The 24,026-nt window shown below is 57.1% G+C and carries 18 protein-coding genes; 10 read left to right on the top strand and 8 right to left on the bottom strand.

Features of this window, described 5'->3' with window-relative positions:
- Window positions 1–59: 59 nt before the first annotated feature.
- Window positions 60–890, bottom strand: coding sequence for a hypothetical protein (locus WKI41_RS11630; protein WP_340193649.1), 831 nt, complete (start codon window positions 888–890; stop codon window positions 60–62).
- Window positions 891–1,334: 444 nt separating this feature from the next.
- Between WKI41_RS11630 and treY the strand changes: the two genes are divergently transcribed.
- On the top strand, window positions 1,335–3,863 hold the full coding sequence (gene treY / locus WKI41_RS11625; RefSeq protein WP_340193648.1) for a malto-oligosyltrehalose synthase: 2,529 nt from the start codon (window positions 1,335–1,337) through the stop codon (window positions 3,861–3,863).
- Between the two features lie 195 nt (window positions 3,864–4,058).
- Window positions 4,059–5,258 (top strand): MFS transporter, encoded by a 1,200-nt coding sequence (locus WKI41_RS11620; RefSeq protein ID WP_340193647.1) that lies wholly within the window; start codon window positions 4,059–4,061, stop codon window positions 5,256–5,258.
- A gap of 65 nt (window positions 5,259–5,323) precedes the next feature.
- Here the strand turns inward: WKI41_RS11620 and WKI41_RS11615 are convergent, their stop codons facing one another.
- The 4 genes from WKI41_RS11615 to WKI41_RS11600 all read right to left on the bottom strand — a co-directional run bounded on the left by WKI41_RS11615 (window position 5,324) and on the right by WKI41_RS11600 (window position 9,158).
- Complete coding sequence (locus WKI41_RS11615; RefSeq protein WP_340193646.1) at window positions 5,324–5,833, bottom strand: ferritin-like domain-containing protein; 510 nt, start codon at window positions 5,831–5,833, stop codon at window positions 5,324–5,326.
- A 168-nt stretch (window positions 5,834–6,001) separates the two neighbouring features.
- Entirely contained in the window at window positions 6,002–7,243 is a 1,242-nt protein-coding gene (locus WKI41_RS11610; protein WP_340193645.1) for a pilus assembly protein TadG-related protein, read from the bottom strand.
- 174 nt (window positions 7,244–7,417) lie between these two features.
- Entirely contained in the window at window positions 7,418–7,789 is a 372-nt protein-coding gene (gene sdhD, locus WKI41_RS11605; protein ID WP_340193644.1) for a succinate dehydrogenase, hydrophobic membrane anchor protein, read from the bottom strand.
- A gap of 1 nt (window position 7,790) precedes the next feature.
- On the bottom strand, window positions 7,791–9,158 hold the full coding sequence (locus WKI41_RS11600) for an MFS transporter (protein ID WP_340193643.1): 1,368 nt from the start codon (window positions 9,156–9,158) through the stop codon (window positions 7,791–7,793).
- Between the two features lie 211 nt (window positions 9,159–9,369).
- On the opposite strand from WKI41_RS11600, the gene cyoA reads away from it, so the two are divergent.
- The 6 genes from cyoA to WKI41_RS11570 all read left to right on the top strand — a co-directional run bounded on the left by cyoA (window position 9,370) and on the right by WKI41_RS11570 (window position 15,444).
- Window positions 9,370–10,467: a ubiquinol oxidase subunit II gene (gene cyoA, locus WKI41_RS11595; protein ID WP_340193642.1), complete on the top strand. Its 1,098-nt coding sequence runs from the start codon at window positions 9,370–9,372 to the stop codon at window positions 10,465–10,467.
- A gap of 16 nt (window positions 10,468–10,483) precedes the next feature.
- A complete protein-coding gene (cyoB, locus tag WKI41_RS11590; RefSeq protein WP_340193641.1) occupies window positions 10,484–12,484 on the top strand; it encodes a cytochrome o ubiquinol oxidase subunit I in 2,001 nt (666 codons plus the stop codon).
- Window positions 12,481–13,098: a cytochrome o ubiquinol oxidase subunit III gene (gene cyoC, locus WKI41_RS11585; protein WP_340193639.1), complete on the top strand. Its 618-nt coding sequence runs from the start codon at window positions 12,481–12,483 to the stop codon at window positions 13,096–13,098. The genes cyoB and cyoC overlap by 4 nt, the downstream gene beginning before the upstream one ends.
- Complete coding sequence (cyoD, locus tag WKI41_RS11580; RefSeq protein WP_340193638.1) at window positions 13,095–13,454, top strand: cytochrome o ubiquinol oxidase subunit IV; 360 nt, start codon at window positions 13,095–13,097, stop codon at window positions 13,452–13,454. The genes cyoC and cyoD overlap by 4 nt, the downstream gene beginning before the upstream one ends.
- Window positions 13,455–13,535: 81 nt before the next feature.
- On the top strand, window positions 13,536–14,360 hold the full coding sequence (locus WKI41_RS11575) for a manganese catalase family protein (RefSeq protein ID WP_340193637.1): 825 nt from the start codon (window positions 13,536–13,538) through the stop codon (window positions 14,358–14,360).
- 289 nt (window positions 14,361–14,649) lie between these two features.
- Window positions 14,650–15,444, top strand: coding sequence for a 2-keto-4-pentenoate hydratase (locus WKI41_RS11570; protein ID WP_340193636.1), 795 nt, complete (start codon window positions 14,650–14,652; stop codon window positions 15,442–15,444).
- A 142-nt stretch (window positions 15,445–15,586) separates the two neighbouring features.
- On the opposite strand, the gene WKI41_RS11565 is transcribed toward WKI41_RS11570, so the two are convergent.
- Together WKI41_RS11565 and WKI41_RS11560 are read right to left on the bottom strand one after the other, a co-directional pair.
- Window positions 15,587–16,408 carry a bifunctional allantoicase/(S)-ureidoglycine aminohydrolase gene (locus WKI41_RS11565; protein WP_340193635.1) on the bottom strand — a complete coding sequence of 274 codons (822 nt, stop codon included), beginning with the start codon at window positions 16,406–16,408 and terminating at the stop codon, window positions 15,587–15,589.
- Window positions 16,409–16,604: 196 nt separating this feature from the next.
- A complete protein-coding gene (locus WKI41_RS11560) occupies window positions 16,605–17,648 on the bottom strand; it encodes a class I SAM-dependent methyltransferase (RefSeq protein WP_340193633.1) in 1,044 nt (347 codons plus the stop codon).
- Between the two features lie 314 nt (window positions 17,649–17,962).
- Between WKI41_RS11560 and WKI41_RS11555 the strand changes: the two genes are divergently transcribed.
- A complete protein-coding gene (locus WKI41_RS11555; RefSeq protein ID WP_340193632.1) occupies window positions 17,963–19,945 on the top strand; it encodes a putative bifunctional diguanylate cyclase/phosphodiesterase in 1,983 nt (660 codons plus the stop codon).
- A gap of 165 nt (window positions 19,946–20,110) precedes the next feature.
- Here WKI41_RS11555 and WKI41_RS11550 read toward each other — a convergent pair whose 3' ends face one another.
- A complete protein-coding gene (locus WKI41_RS11550) occupies window positions 20,111–22,819 on the bottom strand; it encodes a DNA translocase FtsK (protein ID WP_340193631.1) in 2,709 nt (902 codons plus the stop codon).
- A gap of 313 nt (window positions 22,820–23,132) precedes the next feature.
- On the opposite strand from WKI41_RS11550, the gene WKI41_RS11545 reads away from it, so the two are divergent.
- On the top strand, window positions 23,133–24,017 hold the full coding sequence (locus WKI41_RS11545; RefSeq protein WP_340193630.1) for a dihydrodipicolinate synthase family protein: 885 nt from the start codon (window positions 23,133–23,135) through the stop codon (window positions 24,015–24,017).
- The last annotated feature ends 9 nt before the right edge of the window (window positions 24,018–24,026 follow it).

Here is a 24,026-nt window from a genome sequence, read left to right as displayed (position 1 = left end):
TAGAGCAAGTCGGTCACAGCGGTCCGTGAAGACAGAGCTTCTTCTGGCAAGACGCCGCGTTACGCGACCAACCTCAGGTCGTCATCCGTCGGCTCCGCCGCCCTTTTGCCGAATGGAGCGACCTGATCGAAAGCCTCCCACAGATGTTCTGTCCAAAACTGGGTGCAGCCTGATCCATGAGGTATGCCCAAAGGCTTCGGAAATGCAATGAGCCATTCTGCCGACAGAATATCGCCGCTGAACACCTGCTCGATAGGATTGAGCGAGTCGTACATAAGGATCGTCGCGAAGTTCTTCGGCTTGTAGACCCGAATTATGTCACTGATATCGGGAAGCTTATAGTGGTAGGCCTCCCGGTAAACCTCGGCCAGCAGAATAGGATCGACACCCAGCAGTCGTGGGTTCCAACCTGCCCTGATCGAGGCCGCCGCCGCGAGCTGGATCAATTCCGGTCGGAATCCCGTCTGAGGATTCATAGGAAAGGAAAAGATGGAGGCGGATATCCCACGCTCAACCATCGCTTTATCGAGCAGCAGTCCGGCGCGAATAGCGGCGTAGGCACCTGCGCTCGACCCTATCAACTTAACCGTGCGAATACCGCGCTCTAACATAATATCGGCGATCCGCGAGATGACCGTCTCCTCATGCTGGAGGTACCAAGTGGGCTTTTCTTCGGCCACCCAAAGGATATTGGCGTCAAACACGGTGAGCCAGTTAAGCCCCATGAGTGCGGTCTCAAATGGAAGGTCTGGCCTTGCATGTGCCATGCGGCTGTAACCGTTAAAACAGACGATGAGATGCGGAGCATCCGACGGTCTCAACACAGTCACAAGGCGGCCATCAAAAGCTTGCGTCGTTTGACCAGTTGCAGCATCGACCAGGGAGCTCATGACATCTTTCCAAATATGGTGGGCGTTAAAAGAACGGTCGGCTGCAAAGGGCTCTGACTTCGACCCTCGCCATTGGCAAGTACAATCCGACCGTTTCGACGCCGAAAATGCGTAATACTTTCGGTTAATCAGAACGACCCTGCGCGAAACTTGCTTGTAGCTTCGCAAACCTTTTCACCACACGAGAAAAATGGGAGACGAAGGCAGAGTTCCCCTGCTTGTTCACTACGGGAAAGATGCATGGTGCAACCGTCGCGGTTGCCGCCGGACAAATTTATACGTGGCTGACCGGACGTGAGCAAAGAGACGCTTTGGAACCACTCGCCCTCAAGTGCAGTTTGCGCAGCGCTTCGCACCTCTTCAGGATCAGACCAGCAAAACCATTGTCTGGTCATCTCGCCAGCTTCCACCCGCCAAAGCAGCGGCCACTTTTGGGATTGTCGCATGAAATTTCCGACCGCCACCTATCGCCTGCAGTTTCGCAACGGCATGACCTTCGACCGCGCGAGCGCACTGGTGCCTTATCTCAAGCAGCTCGGGATCAGCCATCTCTATGCGTCGCCGATCTTCACCGCCACATCGGAATCGACACATGGCTATGATGTCACCGATGCCAATGAAATCGATCCGGCGATCGGCGGTCGCGCAGGTTTCGACCGCATGGTCCAGGCGTTGAAGGATGCGGGGCTCGGTCTCATCCTCGATATCGTTCCCAATCACATGGCGGCTTCACTGGAGACACCGTGGTGGAGAGACGTGATCGAACACGGGGCGAAGAGCCGATTTGCGCGTCATTTCGATATCGACTGGTCGCGGCGCTTGACCTTGCCGGTTCTTGGCGATGATTTCGACGCTGTGCTGGAGGCCGGCGATTTGGCCGTCAAGTCCGATCCGAAGACGGGCACGCCTGTCTTCGCCTACTTCGAGTCCTTCTTTCCGCTGAACCCCGCGACATATGAAGGACGTGAGGCGGAGATTTTAGGCAGCTCGGATCAGGCGTCGCTTTCGCAGCTGCACGACGAGCAGCCCTACCGGCTTACATCATGGCGGGATGCAGCAAGCGATTTATCCTATCGGCGCTTTTTTGAGGTGACAGGTCTTGCTGGCGTGCGGGTCGAAGACGAGCAGGTGTTTGAGGAAAGTCACCGCCTTATCTTGGAGCTGGTGCGGAGCGGCGCCGTTCAGGGTCTGCGTCTGGACCATATTGATGGTCTTGCCGATCCCAAGGGCTATCTTGACCGTTTGAGGCACGCCGTAGGACCGGACTGCTACATCGTCGTCGAAAAGATCTTAGGTGAAGGCGAACAACTTCCCGCCGACTGGCCGGTTTCCGGCACGACCGGCTACGAGTTCATTGCAGCCCTCAGCCATGCCCTGGTGGATGGCGCAAAACTTGAGGCTCTGCAATCGGCCTATGAGGAAGTTGGAGAAAGCCGGCTCGACGCGAAGGAGCAGTTGCGCGCCGCCAAGCGCTTGATGGTGAGCAGGAACTTTGCCGGTGAGGTTTCCGTGCTGGTAAAACTGGCGGAGAAGATCGCCGAAGAAGCAGGACGGCCGGCAACCGAAGATGAGTTGAAAGTGGCACTCAGCGAAATGCTGATCGCTTTCCCCGTTTACCGCACATACGGAACGCTCGAGGGCATGCGCGCGGATGACAAGGCTCTTCTGGACAATGTCATTGCGGAGATCGGCGAGGCTGGTCACACCGTTTCGACCGAGGCATTGGCGTTGATGACCGGCATTCTCAAGGGTGATGTGCCTGCATCTGCAGCCCAGGATGCGGTAACCTTCCGCACCAAGTTCCAGCAATTGACTGGCCCAATCATGGCAAAGTCGGTCGAGGACACCCTGTTCTTCCGCTACAACATGTTGCTCGGGCTCAACGAGGTTGGCGCCGAACCCATCCGACCTGCGTTTTCTCTTGATCATTTTCATGAGGAGATGCTCATCCGAAAGGAAAGGCAACCGATGGGTATATCTGGTACTTCTACGCACGACACGAAGCGTGGAGAAGATGCCCGAGCCCGCCTTTATGCGCTCTCGGAGGCTCCTGAGGTCTGGATCAAAGCCATCGAAAGATGGTGTAAAATGAATGCCAAGGTCGTTCAGCAGCTTCCAGACGGTCCAGTTCCCGAGCCTGAAGTCGAGTGGATGATCTATCAGGCGCTTGCCGGTGTCCTGCCTCCGCGTTTCGATGCAGATGACGACAAGACGGTTGAAGAGGTGAAAGAGCGCTTCCTCGCCTATCTGGAAAAGGCGCTGCGTGAAGCAAAACTCAAAACCGATTGGGGCGCTTCAAACGAAGATTATGAAAAGGCGGTCATCGACTACGCTTCTCACCTCTTCTCCAAAGAAAACCGAGGTTTCTTGAGAAGCTTCGCGGAGACGATCGAGCCCTTCGTCGAAGCTGGACTTGCGAACGGCCTGACCCAGACGATCATCAAGCTGATGGCACCCGGTATCCCGGACATCTATCAGGGCAGCGAAGGCTTCGATTTCAGTCTCGTCGACCCTGACAATCGCCGCGAGCCGGATTACGACGCCCTGTTGAGCCGACTAGCAGAAGGGCGAAAGCCGGACGCGACCAATGTCTCTGCGTGGCACGATGGTTCGCTGAAGCAGTCTGTCATCGCCACCCTGCTGCATTTGCGCCGGGCAGCAGCCAATCTCTTCAGTGAGGGGGATTATGTGCCGCTTCGGGCAACGTCGCGGTCGGGCGAAAAGTTTGTGGCCTTCGCCAGAGTGCATGCTAACCAAGCGGTGGTGGTTGTGGTGCCGCGGTTTACGCTCTCTAAAGACACGGATCAGGTTCTTCCGCCGACACTCGGCAGCGCAATAATCGAACTTCCGACTGGACTGACAAACAAGCAGTTTGAGAATGTTTGGACGGGTGATCGAATCGAAACGGGTAGCGGCCTGGAACTGGACGCGACTAATAACAGCCACCCCTTCCTCGTTCTGAAAACCACGTGACCGGATCAGCTTATTGCAGCTTCGGTGTTTAGAGACCGGAGCTGCAATAACGATCAACGACGCCGATGTGAAACAGGTGTGAGGAAAATCTTATTTTCCTAAAATACACGAAATCCAGAAATTTGACCTTGAACATGAAGGGCTGTGCTCTCAGAAGAGACGGACGCGTGCAAGCGCGTGTTTGGAGATCCCCTCATGGCCAGAGTGACCAATCCCGGCTTCACCCCCGAAGTCACGACCTTTTCCATCATCGCAGCGGCAAGCTTCTGCCACATGCTGAACGACATCATGCAGTCGCTGCTGACCTCGCTTTATCCTCTGCTAAAAGCCAACTACGCACTCGATTTCGGGCAGATCGGGCTTTTGACCTTCGCCTTTCAAGTCACTGCGTCACTGCTTCAGCCGGCAGTTGGCGTTGCGACCGACAAGTGGCCCATGCCGTTTTCGCTCCCAGCAGCGATGCTCTCTACCTGTACGGGTTTGATCACGCTTGCCTATGCGCATAGTTTTCCAGTTCTGGTGCTGGGCGCCTGCCTCATCGGCATCGGTTCGGCGATCTTTCATCCAGAGGCGTCGCGCGTTGCGCGCGTCGCTTCGGGTGGACGCCATGGGCTGGCGCAGTCCTTCTTCCAGGTCGGCGGCAACACCGGTACAGCGATCGGACCGCTGCTCGCGGCCTTTATCGTCATCCCGAGAGGACAAGAAGTTCTCAGCTGGTTTTCGATCATCGCACTGACGGGCTTCGTCATTCTTTCTTGGGTCAGCGTCTGGTATAGCCGTCATCGTCGCAGTACAGCCGGCAAGCGTCCGGTCAGCCGCGAATTGCCGCTGCCTCGCAACAAGGTGTTGATGACGCTAGCCGTGCTTGTGGTCCTGACCGCAACGAAGAACGCTTATCTTGCCAGCATTTCCAGTTACTTCACCTTCTTCACCATCGAGAAGTTCGGCGTATCGGTGCAGAATGCACAGATCCTGCTATTCCTGTTTCTCGGCGCTTCGGCTGCTGGGGTGTTCTTTGGCGGGCCGATCGGCGATCGCTTCGGCTCTCGCGTGGTGATCTGGTTCTCGATCCTCGGCGTCATCCCCTTCGCCCTGATCCTGCCCTACGCCAACCTCACCTGGACGGCGGTTCTGGTGATTGTCATCGGCTTCATCTTCTCCTCTGCCTTCTCTGCCATCGTCGTCTTTGCACAAGAGCTGGTACCTGGTCGCGTCGGGCTGATCGCCGGCATGTTCTTCGGCTTTGCCTTTGGTTTTGGCGGGATCGGTGCTGCGGTTCTCGGCGTCTTCGCCGATCGCCAGGGCATCGAGTTCGTCTATCAGGTTTGCTCTTATCTGCCGCTGCTGGGTCTGCTGACGGTGCTTTTGCCGCAACTGCCCGGTCGGCGTATCTGACAAAAAGAAGCCGCCCGCTATATCGAACGCGGGCGGCCCCCTCAAACGCGGTACCTGGACTAAGATCAGACCTTGGCGGTTTCGCCGCGTGCGCTGAGCGCCATATATTCCAGCGTCACCTTTTCCAGATTGTCTTCCAGCCAGCTTGCCATCTGGATTTCCTCGTCAAGGTTCTGCTTCAGCAGCGAATGGGCCGCGGCGAAACCGCCATGCTCGCCCATGACGATCAAAGACTTGTAGGCGGCTATCTCGTAATTTTCGAAAGCAAAGTTGGCGATGCTGTTCTTGATGATCTCGTCGCCTGCCATCGCATGGCCAACGGCTGCCATCGATCCGCCGAGCGACATCGCCGTATCTTTCAGCGTCGATGAGCTCTCAGAAAGCCCGTTAAGAATTTCGTCGAGCCTGGCGATCTGCCCTTCGGTTTCGCGCATATGCATTTCCAAGCGCTCCCGCACGGCAGGATAATTCTCGATGCGTGAAATTTGCGGCTTCACGATCGACAGCGCCTGGTTTTCCATCGCGTGAGCGTTGCGCAGGCCCGTTACGAAAATGTCGCGTATCTCTGTGGTCATTAAACGTCCTCCTGTGAGACTTGCCTAACCGAAGGAGGGATGTGATGTTCCGGCGATCATGGGCTCACGTTGAGGTTAACTATCGGAGATGAATTTGCCGCGGCCAATCTGCAAGTCGCAGGCGGGAGGGCACACGCCTGTAACTGTTTCTATCGCGTGTCGCGATGGTTACCGCACCAGCCTCGGGGCACCTGTGGATTTACCGACACCGCTATCGAATGGTTCAAGCAGCCAATTTGCGGAGTTGATGATCATCGTGTTGACGACGAGCGTAATCTTGTTCGACTGGTTGGTTGTTGAATTGTAAGTTGCATCGCGGTTCGGCAGGTAGATCACGCCTTCCAGCGTCTCGCCCTTCGAGCCATTGAAGACGTACTGGCGGGTGTTCGACCCCACCGCAGAGCTGCTGGTCTTCTCGAACATCAATATCCCTTTATACATGCCTGACGTTGGCGCAGACGCTGTGAAGGTCAGCCCACCATTGGCACGAATCTCGCTATCGACGTCGGGGAAATAAAAGGTCACGCCGTCCGCTTTGACCTTGGCATTGCTGTTGATGATCATGCGGCCCTTGATGATATGAAGTCCAGGCTCAAATGTTACGTTCGGGCTACCGTTGAAGGTCACATCGCAATGCAATCCAGGCTTCAGCGATACCGTCGCGCCGTCCTTTGTGCCGCTGTCTGCGCAGCTCGCGGGGAGTTGAGGCTCGACGATTTTTCCCGCGTAAGGATCGGGCGATGCGTCACAGCCGGTCTGGAGATTTGTGATGGTGCCGCCATTCTTGATGTACTGCGTTCCTTTCACGCAGAAGCGAGCAGTATCGATAGTTGAACCGCTGTTCATGATGAATGCCGGATTGCGTACGGAGCTCACCTCGACACCGCAGTTCTTCGCTTTGACGATCGCACCTGAATTGATCAGGACCGCTTGATCTTTATTCCCAAGAACGTAGATGCACGTTCCCGAACCTTTGGTCTTTGCGGCCATTGCCGTGGAGGAGATCGAGATCGCGAGTGTTTCTATGCCGACGATTTGCAGAAAAGCCGGAGCAAATTGAGTACTATATTTCCCGGTCACGCTTCCATCGGCGTTCTGCGTGACGGTAAGCGCTTGTTTGAAATCAATGCTTTTTCCGTCATCGTCGTGCGCACTAAGAAAACTTTCTATTTTTCGTCTTTGGGCCGGGGCCGTCGTTTCAACTGCAGCTGCCAGTACGCCGGCGTCGAGTTTTTCCTGAAGGTTTGCTTTTTCTGTGAACGCAGAATAAACATCCACAGCGCCACCAGCTGCGGCAAGAAGGATGGGAAGCGCTAAGGCGGTCAGAATACCGAAGTTACCTTGTGAACAGTTCAGATTTTTAAGTAAAACTTCTAACAATACATCCGCTTGAGCACGAACAAATCGCATGCGCATTTCAATTTTGACCCTTAACCATAATATTATTATATTATAATTATTAGAACACATGCCTTATCGGATGATTAACGCGGACGCTAACATCTTGTACTGCCACGCGATTCCCTCAATGATAGGAAAAGACCATTATTTTGAGGAAGTAGCGGCGCGCTGGCTTTCGACCACCTAGCTCAAGAACATGCGGATGACGGCAAGCACGCAGAGCAGTCCAAGCCCCCAGGCGAACATCCAGTTCAAACAGACCAGCACGAGCTTCAGAAAGTGACCGTGTACGTAGTCATCGATGATTGCGTGCATGCCAATCCGCATGTGCCAGACTGAAAGCAAAATGAAGATCAATGTCGGTGCGGCCACCCACCAGTGGGTGAAAGCATCCAGCACCACGGGTCTCGGCTTGCCAAACAACCAGATCGCCAGGAAGATCATGTAGGGTGTGACGAGGGCTGTGGCGAAACCTGTGACCTGCTTCAAAGCATAGTTCACCGTCCCGCCCTTGGCGGAGCCGAGGCCTCGGACGCGCTTGAGGTGCGTCGTCATCTTAGATTTCCTCTCGGTGAACGGGCTCGTCCGGAATAGGCCTAACCTTTCCGGCGATGAAGAGAGCGATGAAGCTACAGACCGCACCAGAGAGCAGGTAGATGCCAATGTAGGCGATGCCGAACCGCGTGGCGAGAAAGAGCGCAACTGCGGGCGCAAAGCCCGCTCCGATCAGCCAAGCGATATCTGAAGTGACCGCGGAGCCGGAATAACGAAACCTTGTGGTAAAGACGTTGGCGATAGAGCCGGAGGCCTGACCGAAGGAAAAGCCCATCAGTGCAAAGCCCACCAATAGAAACGCATACTGGCCCGTTCGGCCGATATCGATCAAAAGAGTAGCCGAGAAGCTGAAGAGGGCAACGAGAACAGCGCTCCAAAGAAGATGTTGCCTGCGGCCCCAGCGGTCCGCCGCATAGCCCGACAGGACGATGGCAATCGTTCCCACTGCGGCCCCAACCACCTGCATCGCCAGCATCTCGCCGATCTGGTCCCGGCGTACGAGGCTGATCCAGGCAAGCGGGAATATGGTGACGAGATGAAAGAGTGCGAAGCTTGCCAGCGGCACGAAAGCGCCTATCAGTACATCGCGCAGATGGTGCTTGAAGAGTTCCGGCATGGCTTGGGCGTAAAGCTCGTTCTTTTCCAGTAACTCGCCAAACTCGCGCGTTGCCACTAACCGCAGGCGGGCGAAGAGTGCGACGACATTGATGGCGAAAGCAACGAAGAACGGATAGCGCCAGCCCCACGAGAGGAAGTCTTCCTCCGGCAGGATCGTATAGAAATAGCCGAACAGGACGCTCGCCAGTGCAAAGCCGAGCGTGGCTCCCAGTTGCGGCACCATGGCATATCGTCCGCGCCGGTCTTCCGGCGCATTTAGCGCCAAGAGCGATGCCAGACCATCCCACGCTCCGCCCCAGGCAAAACCCTGAAGCAGCCGAAAGGCGATGAGAAGCCACAGCGAGATGGCACCCGCCTGCCCATAGGACGGAAGGAAGGCCATCGAGACTGTCGAGCCCCCCAGAAGAAACAGTGCAATCGTCAGCTTGACCCCTCGACCATACACCCGGTCGACACCCATGAAGACGAAGGAGCCGATGGGGCGCGCGAGGAAAGCCACCGCGAAGACCAGGAAGGAATACATCTGTGCCCGCACCGGGTCCGTCTCGAAAGAAAAGACGAGCGTAGGAAAGACGAGGATCGACGCAATCCCGTAGACGAAGAAATCGAAGAACTCCGCCATTCGGCCAATAATGACGCCGATTGCGATATTGTCCGGCGAGACCGCCTTGTCGTCGTGAATCTTTCGCGCGTCGCTTTCCATGCCCGATGTGTTGGGCTGGGATGACGGGTGACTGCCGATAGTCTGCATTGATTAGCCCCTGATCATGTCGGCGAGAAGTTGGCCGCATCGTCTCAAAACGCGTGCCTAACCCTGTTTCGCGCGGCTTGTTCCTGCAGGCAATCTTCGGGAACCCATCGCCGCGCTCGAGGTTCGGGCGGCGATCAGAGCGGATGTGGTGGGCCTCTTGCCACTCCGTCTTACCACTCTGCTTGGAGTGGACGGCGATAGGCGGGGAGCCATGACACACTTTAGAAACTTCATTGCTCTTTCGGGCGCCACCTGCCTGCTGACGGGCTGCAACATGGTCGTCTTGCGGCCATCGGGCGACATCGCCACGCAGCAGCGGGACCTCATCATCGTGTCGGTGGCCTTGATGTTGCTGATTATCGTGCCGGTAATCTTCCTGACGCTCTATTTCGCCTGGAAGTACCGATACACCAATACCGAGGCCACCTATCGGCCCGAGTGGCACCACTCAACGCGGCTGGAAGTGCTGATCTGGTCCGCGCCGCTTGCCATCATCATTGCGCTTGGCGCCGTCACCTGGGCCAGCACCCACCAACTCGATCCCTACAGACCGCTGTCCCGTCTCGATGCATCTCGCCCCATTCCTGAAGATCAGAAGACCTTGACTGTCGAAGTGGTAGCACTCGACTGGAAATGGCTGTTCTTCTACCCGGAACTTGGGATTGCCACGGTCAACGAGTTGGCGGCACCGGTCGATGTTCCGATCAGTTTCAGGCTGACGGCGTCTTCGGTGATGAACACCTTCTATGTGCCGGCGCTGGCCGGCATGATCTACACCATGCCCGGCATGGAGACGCGGCTTCATGCGGTGATCAACCGCGAAGGCCAGTATGACGGCTTCTCGGGCAACTACAGCGGTGATGGATTTTCACGCATGCGCTTCCAGTTCCATGGGATGCAGCAGGCGGCATTCGATCAATGGGTTGAGAAGGTGAAAGCGCAAGGCACGGCGCTTTCACGCGATGCCTATCTGACGCTCGAGCGACCCAGCACGGCGGAGCCAATCCGCTATTATGGCTCCGTCGATGACGGTCTTTATCAGGCGATCCTCAATCTCTGTGTAGCCCCAGGCAAAGTCTGCATGAACGAAGTCATGCATCACCGCATGCATGGCACCGGCAGTGCGCCCATCGATCGATCGCGCCTCGAATATGACAATCGCCACACCACGTCGGGTCGACCCGGCGCCACATTCCCGGCAACCGGCAACCCCGCCCATAGTCGCGAAGAGATCGAGCCGACAGACCATCGCGCGCCAACGCCGCAGAGCACCGAGCCGACGACCACCAACCCGCATTCTACTCATTGACCGGAAGGCAACCGCAATGGACTCCGACCTGTTACGCATGATTTTCGGACGACTTGGCCTCGATGCCTTCCCGCTTCATGAGCCGATCCTGGTGATGACGTTCATCGGCGTCGCTGTCGGCGGCTTGGCGCTTGTCGGCCTCATCACTTACTTCCGGCTTTGGGGGTTCCTCTGGAAAGAGTGGTTCACCAGCATCGACCACAAGAAGATCGGCATCATGTATGTGGTGCTGGCGCTCGTCATGTTACTGCGCGGCTTTGCCGACGCGGTGATGATGCGAACCCAGCAGGCGATTGCCGTTGGCGGTTCAGAGGGCTATCTGCCGCCCCATCATTTCGATCAGGTCTTCACCGCCCATGGTGTGATCATGATCTTCTTCATGGCGATGCCCTTCATCACCGGGCTGATGAACTTCATCGTCCCGTTGCAGATCGGCGCGCGCGATGTCTCCTTCCCCTTCCTCAACAACCTGTCGTTCTGGATGACGGTGGCAGGTGCTGCACTCATCATGTGCTCGCTCTTCGTCGGCGAATTCGCACGCACCGGCTGGCTGGCCTACCCACCACTCTCAGGCATCGACTACAGTCCGGGCGTCGGGGTGGATTATTATCTATGGGCGCTGCAGATAGCAGGCGTCGGCACGACATTGTCCGGCATCAACCTCTTGACCACCATCGTCAAGATGCGCGCACCCGGCATGTCGATGATGAAGATGCCGATCTTCACCTGGACCTCGCTTTGCACCAACATTCTGATCGTTGCCACCTTCCCGGTCCTGACCGCGACACTGGCTCTACTCACTCTTGATCGTTACGCCGGCACCCACTTCTTCACCAATGACCTGGGTGGCAATCCGATGATGTATGTGAACCTCATCTGGATCTGGGGCCACCCAGAGGTCTACATCCTTATTCTGCCCGCCTTCGGCATCTTTTCTGAGGTCGTTTCCACCTTCTCCGGCAAGCGGCTCTTCGGCTACGCCTCCATGGTTTATGCGACCGTGGTCATCACAATCCTGTCCTATCTCGTCTGGTTGCATCACTTCTTCACCATGGGGTCCGGCGCAAGCGTCAACGCCTTCTTCGGCATCACCACCATGATCATCTCGATTCCCACGGGCGCGAAGATCTTCAACTGGCTTTTCACCATGTATCGGGGCCGCATTCGCTTCGAATTGCCGATGATGTGGACGGTCGGCTTCATGGTCACCTTCGTGATTGGCGGCATGACAGGCGTGATGCTCGCCATCCCGCCTGCCGATTTCGTGCTGCACAACTCGCTTTTCCTGGTCGCCCATTTTCATAACGTCATCATTGGTGGCGTCGTCTTCGGCCTGTTGGCCGGCACCGTCTACTGGTTTCCAAAAGCCTTCGGCTTCAAGCTTGATCCCTTCTGGGGCAAGATTTCATTCTGGTGCTGGCTCGTTGGCTTCTACGTCGCCTTCATGCCGCTTTATGTGCTGGGCCTGATGGGCGTGACGCGTCGCCTTGCGATCATCGAAGACCCGTCTCTCCATATATGGTTTGTCATCGCGGCTGTCGGTGCGGCCATCATCGCCTGTGGCATTCTGGCCTTCATCATCCAGATCGTTGTCAGCTTCATCCGCCGCGAGGAATTGCGCGACACGACAGGCGATCCGTGGAACGGCAGGACGCTCGAATGGGCAACCGCCTCGCCACCACCACACTACAATTTCGCCTTCACCCCGGTCGTCCACGAACTCGACAGTTGGTACGATATGAAGCGGGAGGGCGGCAGGTTCCCGACATCCGGCTTCCGGCCAATCCACATGCCAAAGAACACCGCGACCGGCATCTATATTAGCGCTCTTAGCATCATCTTCGGTTTCGCCATGGTCTGGTACATCTGGTGGCTGGCAGGCCTCGCCTTCATCGGGATCCTCGGCGTCGCGATTGCCCACACCTTCAATTACGACCGCGATTACTGGATCCCGAGTGAAGATGTCGCAGAAGTAGAAAGCGCGATCCGCACCATTTCGACACGGAGCGGTTCATGAGCGAACATCGCACAGCCCCAACCGAACGCCTTTATCACGCCGAGGAGGAGCACCATCCCGAAAACGGAACCTATCTGGGGTTCTGGATCTATCTGATGAGCGATGCGCTGATCTTCGCGGTGCTGTTTGCAACCCATGCGGTGCTCAGCCAGAATTTTGCCGGCGGTGAGCCACCGGCAGAACTGTTTAGCCTTCCGCTGGTGGCAGTCAACACGGCGATCCTCCTGACCTCTTCACTGACATTCGGCTACGCCATGCTGGCCGCCCAGGAGCAGAACGCCAAAAGCGCCATCCGTTTTCTGGCAATCACCGGTCTGCTCGGCGCCTGCTTCCTGTCGATCGAGCTTTACGAATTTGCCGAACTGATTGCCGAAGGTGCCGGGCCGACGCGCAGCGGCTATCTCTCGTCCTTCTTTGCGCTGGTCGGAACGCACGGGCTGCACGTCTCTTTCGGCATTATCTGGCTCGTCGTTCTCATCGCCCAGATCAGGCGACGGGGTTTGCAGGACGCCAACATGCGCCGTCTCAGTTGCCTTTCGCTGTTCTGGCATTTTCTCGACATTATCTGGATCGGCGTTTTCACCTTCGTTTATCTTCTGGGAGTGACCGCATGAGCACCGAACACGAGGTTTCGCAGCCGCCGCACGGTAGCCGGCATGACTACCATAAGGGTTTCGTCCTCTCGATTATCCTGACGGCGATACCCTTCTGGCTGGTGATGGCGGATGTCCTGCAGAGCCGGACGCTGACGGCAACCCTGCTCATCGTCTTCGCCGTGGCGCAGATTCTGGTCCATATGGTCTACTTCCTGCACATGGATGCTCGCGCAGAACGTGGCTGGATCATGCTGTCGCTACTCTTCACTATCGTCGTGCTTTTGATCGCTGTCTCCGGCTCACTGTGGATCATGTACCACCTCAACACCAACATGATGCCTATGGACCCGAACGCGGCGCGCAACATGCCGTGAGTGTATTAAGCGTACCGAAGAATCGAGGAACATTACCGGGATCGCAAGGTTGGGCCACCCGCTGACACAAGGAGAAGCCCAATGTTTTATACCGACAATAAGCTCCAATATCCTGTTCGTGTGGAGACCCCGGATCCGGCCTTTGCCCGCGCGCTTCAACAAGCCATTGGCGGCGTGGAAGGCGAAATTCGCGTTGCGATGCAGTATTTCTTCCAGGCCTGCGGCGCCCGAGGAAACCCAAAATTCCGCGATCTGCTGATGAACACTGCGACCGAAGAGCTCGGACATATCGAAATGCTGGCAACGGCGGTTGCGCTCAATCTTGAAGGTGCGCCGCTGAAGCTGCGCGAAGAAGTCTCGGCCGACAGCGTCGGTGGCTCTGTGCTGAACGGCGTCAACATGAAAAACCTGCTGTCGTCCGGTCTTTCGGCAATGCCTGTCGATTCCGATGGCGTACCCTTCGACATGTCCCACATCTATGCCAGCGGCAACATTGCCGCCGATATGACGGCCAATGTCGCTGCAGAATCCACCGGTCGAGTGCTGGCGGTGCGGCTCTACAACATGACCAACGATCCAGGCATGAAGGACATGTTGTCCTACCTGATCGCCCGCGACACCATGCACCAGAACCAATGGCTGGCAGCTCTGGAGGAACTGGGTGGTGCATCGAGCGTCTTCCCCATTCCCAACAGCTTCCCGCAGGAAGAGGAAAAGCAAGAGTTCAGCTACGCCTTCCTCGGTTTCCAGCAGAATGGCAGCGACCCGGTATCGGGCCGCTGGAGCGAAGGCCAATCGATCGATGGCAAAGACCAGTTCTCCACCGCGGCAATGCGGCCACTGGGCGAGAAGCCAGATCTCGGAACCGCCAAGCCTAACAGCGGCGCGCAAGCCGAACAAATCTGAGACTTAAAAATAATCACGATAAAAGGGGCGGGCCATCCGTCCCTTTTTTGATTGTCATGTCCTTGTGTGTCGCGAGCTGAGAAACAATCGCTTGATACTGCAACAAGCGGCAGATGAGCGAGGGCGCTCCTCCACATATCGTCAGCAAATTGCTGTGTAGACCCGCGTAATTGCATGGCTAATATTGTGTTGACGACGAGCCTTTTGTTTCCCCTCCTTGCGCCATTCCCTTGTCAGCAAGAGATTTGCCTGTAATGAAGCTGTAAGGGCCGGACTTGCGGGGAAATATATGACGACGATCACGGAAGCAAATATCAGACTCGGCATGATCCTGGCTGAAGCTGAAGCACGGCAGTCGTCGATCAGCACAGAGAAGCTCGAGAGCCGAAACCTCATCCCGTCCACAATCGACACCGCCATGGCTGTCCAGGCATTGGCTGTCGGCACGATCGGCAAGGATGTTGCTGGCTGGAAGCTTGGACTGAACAATGGCCGCCCGGTCGCAGCACCCTTGCTCGATCTTTACGACGAGGTGCAAGACAGCACACTGACCGTTCCAAAGCCAGGCGCCGTCGGCATCGAAATCGAAGTGTGCTTCGTGCTGGCGGAGGATTTGCCCGTCCTGCCGCTCGGCGAAAGCTACACGCGCGAAACGATTCTGGAAGCAGTCGAATCCGTTAATCTCGGCGCAGAATTCGTCAGCTATCGCCTGACGGAAGAGAACCGCGTGCCGTTTCCGCTGTTTCTCGCCGACCGGCTCGCCAACCATTCCTTCGTTCTCGGACCAGCCATCGATCCTTGCTATCTGCAAGCGCTTGCCGTGCAGGATCCGAGCCTGCCGCCATTGATGGTGGAAGCGGAGGACGGTGTTCTCTTCGGCGCTATACCGGTACATCCGCAAATGGATCCGGTCGCGCCGCTCCTCGCTTACGCCAATGCGCAGAACGACCACTTGGGTGGGCTGAAGCGTGGTCAGGTCATCACCACTGGCAGCCTGTGCGGGATGATCCGCCTTGGCGAGGCAACCAGGATCAGTTCTCGCTGGGACGGGATCGGCGCGATGGACATCCAGCTGCCTGGCTGAAACGTCTGCAGCATAGACCCATTCGGATAAGGATTTAGAAGGCGCAAGGCCTCGCCTTAAAGCAGATGGAGCGCGTCCATTTGTGTGGGCGCGCACCTGAGCCTCGACGTCAAGCGTCGTGGTTTCAGGGACGTTGTCGCCCCTACCACAGCTTCACGTGGCGATTGACGTCTTTGTAGAGAAGATAGCGGAAACGGCCTGGACCACCTGCATAGCAGGCCTGTGGGCAGTACGCGCGCAGCCACATGAAGTCGCCTGCTTCGACTTCCACCCAATCACTGTTGAGGCGATAGACGGCCTTGCCTTCCAGAACGAAGAGGCCGTGCTCCATGACGTGGGTTTCCATGAAGGGAATGGTCGCACCCGGCTCGAAGGTGACGATGTTGAGATGCATGTCGTAACGACCATCCGCCGGATCGATGAAGCGGGTCGTCGCCCACTTGCCCTCGGTATCCGGCATGGCGGAGAGTTCATGCTCGTCCTCATGGGTGAAGATGGCCGGCGGCAGCTCAAGACCGTCCACTTTGTCGAAGACCTTGCGAACCCAATGGAATTTTGCAGCCGATCCACCTTTGGCGCGCAGCGACCATTCGCTTCCCGCGGGAATGTAGGCGAATGAGCCCGACCGAAGAGCATGCTCTTGGCCTTCAAACGTGATCGTCATTTCGCCATCGACCATGAAGATCGCGGCTTGCGCGCGCGCGTCCGGTTCGGGCTTGTCGCTTCCACCGCCCGGCTGCACCTCCATGATATACTGCGCGAACGTCTCGGAAAATCCTGTCATCGGTCGAGCGATGATCCAGGCGCGCGTGTCGGTCCAGTGTGGCAAGACGCTGGTGACGATGTCGGACATGACCCGTTTTGGAATGACCGCATAGGCGGTTGTAAACACAGCTTTGCTGGACAGCAGCTCCGTCTGCCCTGGCAGCCCTCCAAAATCAGAGTAGTAACGCTTCTTATCCATCATGCACTCCAAGCTTGCGTATCGAGCGACAAGCATCCCATCGCCTGTTCGCAGCTAGGCTTACCCCGCAATCAATCGGCTCGCCAGAGCGATTTCCGGACTTCTTCGATTTTTTGAGGTTCGAAAAATCGACCCGGCAAAAGAGCATCGACGAGCCCGATATCTGCTCGTCGATGTGACACATCACGGACGCGACCTAGAGCTTCCTGATCACACCATAGACGATGTTGTGGTTCTGCCCATGAAAGACCTCACTCTCAGCCAGCGACGGTGCGATGCTGGCATTGATGATTTTCCACATGTCTGCCTTGCTGCGCAGAAGCAGCGTCCAGTTCATGAAGGATTCCATATAGCCATCGACGGCAATGTCCTCGGCAAAATTGGCGAAGAGGAAGGTGCCGCCGGGTTTCAGCATATCGAGGCATGTCTTCGTCAGCCTGATTGCCACCTTGTCCGTGAGATAATCGTAGAGACCTGCGGCGTAGACGAAGTCAAATTGTCCCAGATCATGAGATCGAGCAAGAAGATCCTTGACCGAACCATCGACCGCTTCAACACATGTACCGGCAAAGTCGCGCGCAATGGAGCCGATGCTCAAAGGGTCCTGATCGAGAGCGACCCAGCGTTTGATCGCGTTAGAGGCGAGCGCTTGCGAGCGATTTGCTTCGCGCAAATGGCCGGCCGCAATCGTGAGAATTTCGGTCTCCGGGCCCTTCTCCTGCGCGATGTCGTCGACGTAACGCGTCAGAATATCACGCCTCTCGCGAACCGCGACGGAAGATGAAGCCTCGCGGGTATAATCATAGAGAGCGGCTCCTACGGGAGAAGCCGTTGCGATGCGATCCGCGACGCTGTCGTGACCATAGATAAAGTCCAGAAGCTGAGCATCGCCGGAATAGCCGCGAGGCTTTTCAAAGGACCATTGGGTAAAAGGATCCTCCAGGAAATAATCGGCAACGGGATGCTGCTGGATCAACGGTAACAGCCTTATCCACACGCCATAGTCGTATTTTCTGCGCATTTGGTGAAGCCTGCCTGCAACTGCGTGTATGATGGTTGCAGGCGGTGCATTGGCAAGAAACTGTTGGTGTGCCAGGTTGAGAATAAGTGCGACTTCTGCTTCAGCAACGGCAAGATCCCGTTGGGAGTTGCTTTCATTCTGCGTCAGTAATTCCTTGGAAACGGTATCCGGTGTGACCAAGCTTTGTCCGTCCAGCGCGATACTATTGTTTCGAGCCACCAATAAATCCCCTTTTAAACCACTGTTAATCCTAGATTAATCGGCGACACACAGATGCGGCGTCGACGATTGGAGAACTAGGGAAGAGGAATTCGTTTCTAGGCCTTAACCATTAAGGTATGACTAATGGCTAAAATTACGCGGAGAAGATTCAAAGAAACTTAATCGGCATGCGAGTATGATTATGAGGTAAGCTTACCCTGTTGCCGCTGAGGGAGAGGACGGATGGCGAGGGGAAGGGAAGATCGAGCATTGAAAATTTATAGGCGAGGATGACCGCTCGCTTAAAATTCGTACAACCATTAGGAACGTGCATGAAGCACAGTTTGGCACATAGTGTGGAGTTCGATCTGCAGGCGGATGCATCTCGCACCGGTGCCGAGACGCTCGTGCGACAGCATTTCTTCGAAGAAGCCGACGTAAAGCGCCGCGTAGCAATCCGTCAGGGTCTTTGGGTTGCCGTTCTCATCTATCTATTGTTTTCGGTGACCGACGTGCTTCTGGTCCCGGACGTCTCCATTCACACCACATTTGCTCGTTTCGTCGTCGGTATCGCCGCTCTCCTCATTCTGGAATCGCAGGTCAGAGCAGAGACAAGAACCGATCTGATGGACGTGACCTGTGCTGCGGCACTGGTGTGTGGCTATCTCGGCTGGCTGTTGCCGGCGATGATGACGATCTACACCATCAACATGTCCTATTACATGGTGTTCGGCGCGATCTTCATGATGGGCGCCAACCTGTTTTTCACTTTCAATTTTGCGCTCTCGCTTTTTGCATCCAGCGTTGTCCTCGTGATCTTTTTCGTGGCGCTGAGCTTTCTGCACAAGGACATCTATTATCAGATCGCCTTCGGCACCTTCTATCTCGCATGCTTCAGCTTCACCTCCTATGTGAACTGGCGGCTTAACCGCGAGCGCGCCCGCGTGCTTCTAAGCGCTGTCGAGGCAAAGGTTCGGCAACGTGAGGCCGACGAGCGTGGCGAGGCGTTGTTCAGGCTTTCCAATACCGACCCGCTGACGGGCGTCGCCAACCGCCGCGCGGTCGACGCCCATTTGCGTCGCCTCTGGAGCGACTGGATTACTTCCAAGCGCAGCTTTGCAGTCTTGCTGATCGACGTCGATTTCTTCAAGAAATACAATGACTATTACGGTCACCAGGAAGGCGACCGCTGCCTCGTACAGGTTGCAAGCGCACTCCAGACGGCGATGAACGACTACGATGCCGTGGTGGGCCGCTACGGAGGGGAAGAATTCATCACGCTGATGCGTTACAAGACGCATCAGGAGATCGACCAGGTTGCCGAGCTCCTGCGCCGCACCGTTGAAAATCTCTGTCTTGCCCACGAGCGGCGGCGCGATGGTACCTCCGTCATCACCGTCAGCGTCGGCGCGTCCTACGCACGGCCTGTGCCGATGCCTAAACTGGAGCGCGTCATCCACGAGGCTGACCGGGCGCTTTACCTTGCCAAGGAAAGCGGGCGCAACCGCATCAAGCTCTTCGATCCCGACGATCCGCTCACCAGCGACGATACGGAAAATGTTGCGGCCCTGTTGGATATCGCCATTCAGCAGGATCTCGTTTCACTCGTTTACCAGCCGATCCGCAACCTCGTGACCGATCGTGTCCAGGCAGCCGAAGCCCTCATGCGTCTGAGACTGCTGGACGGCACACAGGTTCCGCCCAGCATCTTTATCCCCATCGCCGAGCGGATCGGCAAGATTACCGATCTTGGTCTGTGGGCCATCCGCACCGCTTGCCAGCAGATGCTGCAGACCGGCAAGGTGCAGGTCGTTAGCGTCAACGTCTCGCCCATTCAGTTGAAGCGTCCCGGTTTTGCCACTTCGGTCGCCGCCATCTTGGGAGAGCTTGGTATTTCAGGCGGGCAGCTTGCTCTGGAGATCACCGAAGGCCTCGAGATGGACATGGATTCCGACGTCCTGCGCTGTATCAGCGATCTAAGGATGCTTGGGATCAAGATATGGCTTGACGATTTCGGCACCGGCTTTGCCGGTCTCTCGTGGCTGAGACTGATCGATTTCGACACAGTCAAGATCGACAAGTCCTTTCTGCAGGATGGCTCCACACCGCGAGGCCGGATGATGTTGAAGGACATCATCGGCCTTATCCGCAATCGTGGACCTAAAATCCTGGTGGAAGGCGTCGAGACAGTCGAGCAGTTGGACCTGATGCACCAGTTCCGTATCGACCATGTGCAAGGCTATTTCGTTGGCCGCCCCGTCCCCGCCGATGCCTTTGAGGTGTCGGGCGTAAATGGCGTGAAGGGCGCGCGGTAGCCAGCGTCGGTTTGCTACGAGACCATCATTATCCGCTTCGTCATAGCGACATCTATCGTCTTCCAGTCCACCAGGGTACGCGAGGCCGAATAAGACAAGAAGGCCGGCTACCTGTCAGGGCAGCCGGCCTTCTTTTCTTCAATCCGCTACAGTCGCGACCAACCTTCAGTCGCCAGCACCTGGAACCTCGTGAGCGTCACGCTCACCAATGATGATGGAGCGCTTGCCGACATGATTGGCTGGGCCGACGATGCCCTCCTGTTCCATACGCTCCACGAGCGATGCGGCACGGTTGTATCCGATTGACAGGCGGCGCTGAATGTAGGACGTCGAGCACTTCTTGTCGCGCAGCACCACCTTCACCGCCTTCTCATAAAGATCGGCCGTATCGTCCTCAGCCATGGCAGTCTTGTCGAAGACCGCGCTGTCCTCTTCCTCGCCCTCATCTGCCTCATCGGCATCTTCGGTCACCGTTCCTAGATACTCGGGGCGGCCTTGCGTCTTCAGATGCGCCACAACCTTTTCGACTTCCTCGTCGGAGACGAAGGGTCCATGAACACGGGCGATGCGTCCGCCGCCCATCATGTGCAGCATATCCCCCTGGCCAAGAAGGTGCTCGGCACCCTGCTCGCCCAGAATGGTGCGGCTGTCGATTTTCGACGTCACCTGGAAGGAGATGCGCGTCGGGAAGTTGGCCTTGATCGTGCCGGTGATGACATCGACCGACGGACGCTGGGTTGCCATGATCAGGTGGATACCGGCCGCGCGCGCCATCTGCGCCAGGCGCTGGATCGCGCCTTCGATTTCCTTGCCGGCTACCATCATCAGGTCGGCCATCTCGTCGACGATGACGACGATGTAAGGCATGGCCGTGAGGTCCATCTCCTCCTGCTCGTAGACAGCTTCGCCCGTTGCACGGTCGAAACCGGTCTGGATGTTGCACATCACGGTTTCGCCCTTGGCGCGGGCTGCGGCAGCGCGAGCATTGTAACCGTCGATGTTGCGAACGCCGAGGCGTGACATCTTGCGATAGCGATCTTCCATCTCGCGCACCGCCCATTTCAGCGCCATGACGGCCTTCTTCGGGTCTGTGACGACGGGGGTGAGGAGATGCGGAATGCCGTCATAGACGGAGAGCTCGAGCATCTTAGGATCGACCATGATCAGGCGGCATTCTTCCGGCTTCAACCGGTAGAGCAGCGACAGGATCATGGTGTTGATTGCAACCGACTTGCCAGAACCCGTGGTGCCGGCCACCAGAAGATGGGGCATCTTGGCAAGCTCCGCCACCACCGGCTCGCCACCAATGGTTTTGCCGAGGCAGAGCGCGAGGTTCATCCGCGTATCGGCGTAATCGTGGGATTCGATCAGTTCGCGGAAATAGACCGTCTCGCGCACCGGATTGGGCAACTCGATGCCGATGACGTTGCGGCCAGGAATGACCGCGACGCGCGCGGACAGCGCCGACATGGAGCGGGCAATATCATCCGACAGACCGATGACGCGCGACGACTTGACGCCTGGCGCTGGCTCGAACTCGTAAAGCGTCACAACCGGGCCTGGGCGTACATCGATGATCTCGCCCTTGATACCGAAATCTTCCAGCACGCTTTCCAGAAGCCCCGCGCTCTGCTCCAGCGCTTCCGGCGTCATGGTCGTCGTCTGCTGTACCTGTGGCGGCTGGAGAAGGTCGATCGGCGGATACTCATACTCGCCTTCGCCGAAGACTGGCGCGTCGAGGAACATCGGCTGGTTGTTGCGAGCAACGGTACGAGCCTCGCGACGTGGAGCCGGCATCTCGACAGCAACCGGCTCAACAGTCTCGACGGCAGGCACATCCTGCTCGACCGGGGCTGGCTCGACGAGTTCTGCAGGCTCGGCTTGAGCAGATTGATAGCTGCGAACACCCACCTCGCGATAAAGCGCGACAGCCGATCCATTCAGGTCGGAAGTTGTCGGCATGATGGGGAGGCTCGGTCGCGGCGGCTGGGAAATGACCACAGGCTCGACCGCGCGGGGCTGGCGCAGAAGCGGAACATTGGTGGAAGCCGGCTGCTGGGGAATCGTCGCAGATTTTGCCGCCGCCAGGCGCTGCGCCTTCAGCCTCGCCAGTTCAGACAGGCGCATGGGCTGACGTTCCGGCGCGATCGTGCCCTCGACGTCGAGATTCATCGCCTCCCAGAACATGTCGTCGGAAAGGTAGGCGGCAAAGGATGGCACGTCCAGCATGGGCTTCTGATGTGGCTCGGCCGGGAAGCAAGCGATATCGATGTCTTCACGAACGAGAGTGTCTTGCGGTACTTCATCAGCGACGGGCTGAGCCGGAACGTCAGCAGACGTACCAGCTTCAGCCTGCTGCAACAGCTCCTGCTGCTGGCGCAATGCCAGTTCGCGGCGCAGGCGATAACTCAATGCCCTGGCACCTGTAGCGCCTGGCGGCTGCGGCAGGACCGCAGGCTTTGCGATGCGACGCTCTACCGGTGCTGGCTGCGGCACAGTCGATGTCGTAGCGGCATCTTGAGCCGCAGGAGACTCTACACCGGTCTGATCTACCGCGACCTCTTCACCCGCAGCATTCCTCTTTGCGAAGATGGTCTGCGGCGTGCGGGAAAAGCGCACATTCGGGCCCAGAGTAAAAGCGTTCTGCCAGCCGGGCATATCCGGGCGGCCCTCAATCGCGTTGGCGGCGATCTGATCGGCGTTACGACCCACTGCGGCGTGCTCGGCTCTCGTTAAGCTTTGCACTGGTGCGGCCGGGATTTGAGGATGCTGAACCATGTTGTCTGCCGATTCAGCTTCTCCCCCCTCTATCGCATTGCCTGGATTATTAAAATTGGATCGGGGAAAACGCATGACAGCCTGTACACTCATCATAAACGGACAATTGGCACAGCAACTGAGATAAAAAATAAAGGTTAACCACCTATTGCTAAAGCGGCCCGACGCGCGAATTTCAACAGAGTTAAAGCTGGCTGTGGCGACCATGCCACGCCAATCCAGGGCTTTTCGCTCACGACTTTTTTCATTCCCCTAAGCCGCGTTTTTCGCCACCTTCTATAGTGCCACTTAACCGACCACCTTATCCCGCCATCATTTTGCACCATAACAACAAACTGAACACCAGTGACTTTACAACTGACATGTTAATGTCCTATCACGTTTTCATCAGTTTTGGAGGAGCATGGACGTGACTGGTAAATTCGGCCTCTCGGCAGCGTTGACGACACCTTTTATGCAGGATGGAACGATTGCCATCGATGCGATGATCAAGCAGGCCGAGCGCGCGTTGTCGTCGGGTTGCGACAGCATCACCCTCTTTGGCACCACCGGTGAAGGGAGTTCCATCGGCGCCCGCGAGCGCGCCGACATTCTGGCATCCTGCCTCAGTGCCGGTATTGCGCCGAACAGGATCGTGGTCGGCGTTCTGGTGGACTCGGCGCAGGATGCCGCCGACCAGGCCTTCGCTGCCCTAGACGCGGGCGTGCGCAACATTCTCCTCGCGCCGCCTTCCTATTTCAAGAATGTCAGCGATGACGGTCTGTTCGACTGGTTCGCATCCGTGTTCTCGCAGATCGGATCGAGCGCGCGCGACATCCTCGTCTACAACATTCCATCGGTGACGATGGTGACTCTTTCCGTTGAACTGGTCGGCCGCCTCAAGCAGGCTTTTCCGGGCATCGTCGTCGGCGTCAAGGATTCCTCCGGCAACTGGCCGCATACCGAAAGGCTTCTTAAAGAGCATGGCGATCTGATCATTCTGATCGGTGACGAGCGTCATCTGGCACAAGGCGTTCGCATGGGTGGCCAGGGCGCAATCTCCGGCTGCGCCAACTTCCTACCTGCGGAAATCCGCGCCATGGCGGTGGACGGCAAGGATGACAAACGCGTTCAGGATCTCGTCGTCGAACTGCTTAAGTTCCCAGTAACACCGGCGGTGAAGGTGCTCGTGTCGCACGTAACCGGCGAGACGATCTGGCACGCCGTCCGTCCGCCCCTGGTTTCCATTTCCGCCGAAGATCGTAAAAAGATCGAAGCGGCATTCGGTTCGCTGTTCAGCAAACAGGCGGCTTGAAAGGCGTAA

The sequence above is a fragment of the Agrobacterium larrymoorei genome (assembly GCF_037722385.1).
Taxonomy (GTDB): Bacteria; Pseudomonadota; Alphaproteobacteria; order Rhizobiales; family Rhizobiaceae; genus Agrobacterium; species Agrobacterium larrymoorei_C.
Note: the sequence above shows the minus strand (reverse complement) of the source record. Positions and strands in the feature narration are given on the sequence as shown.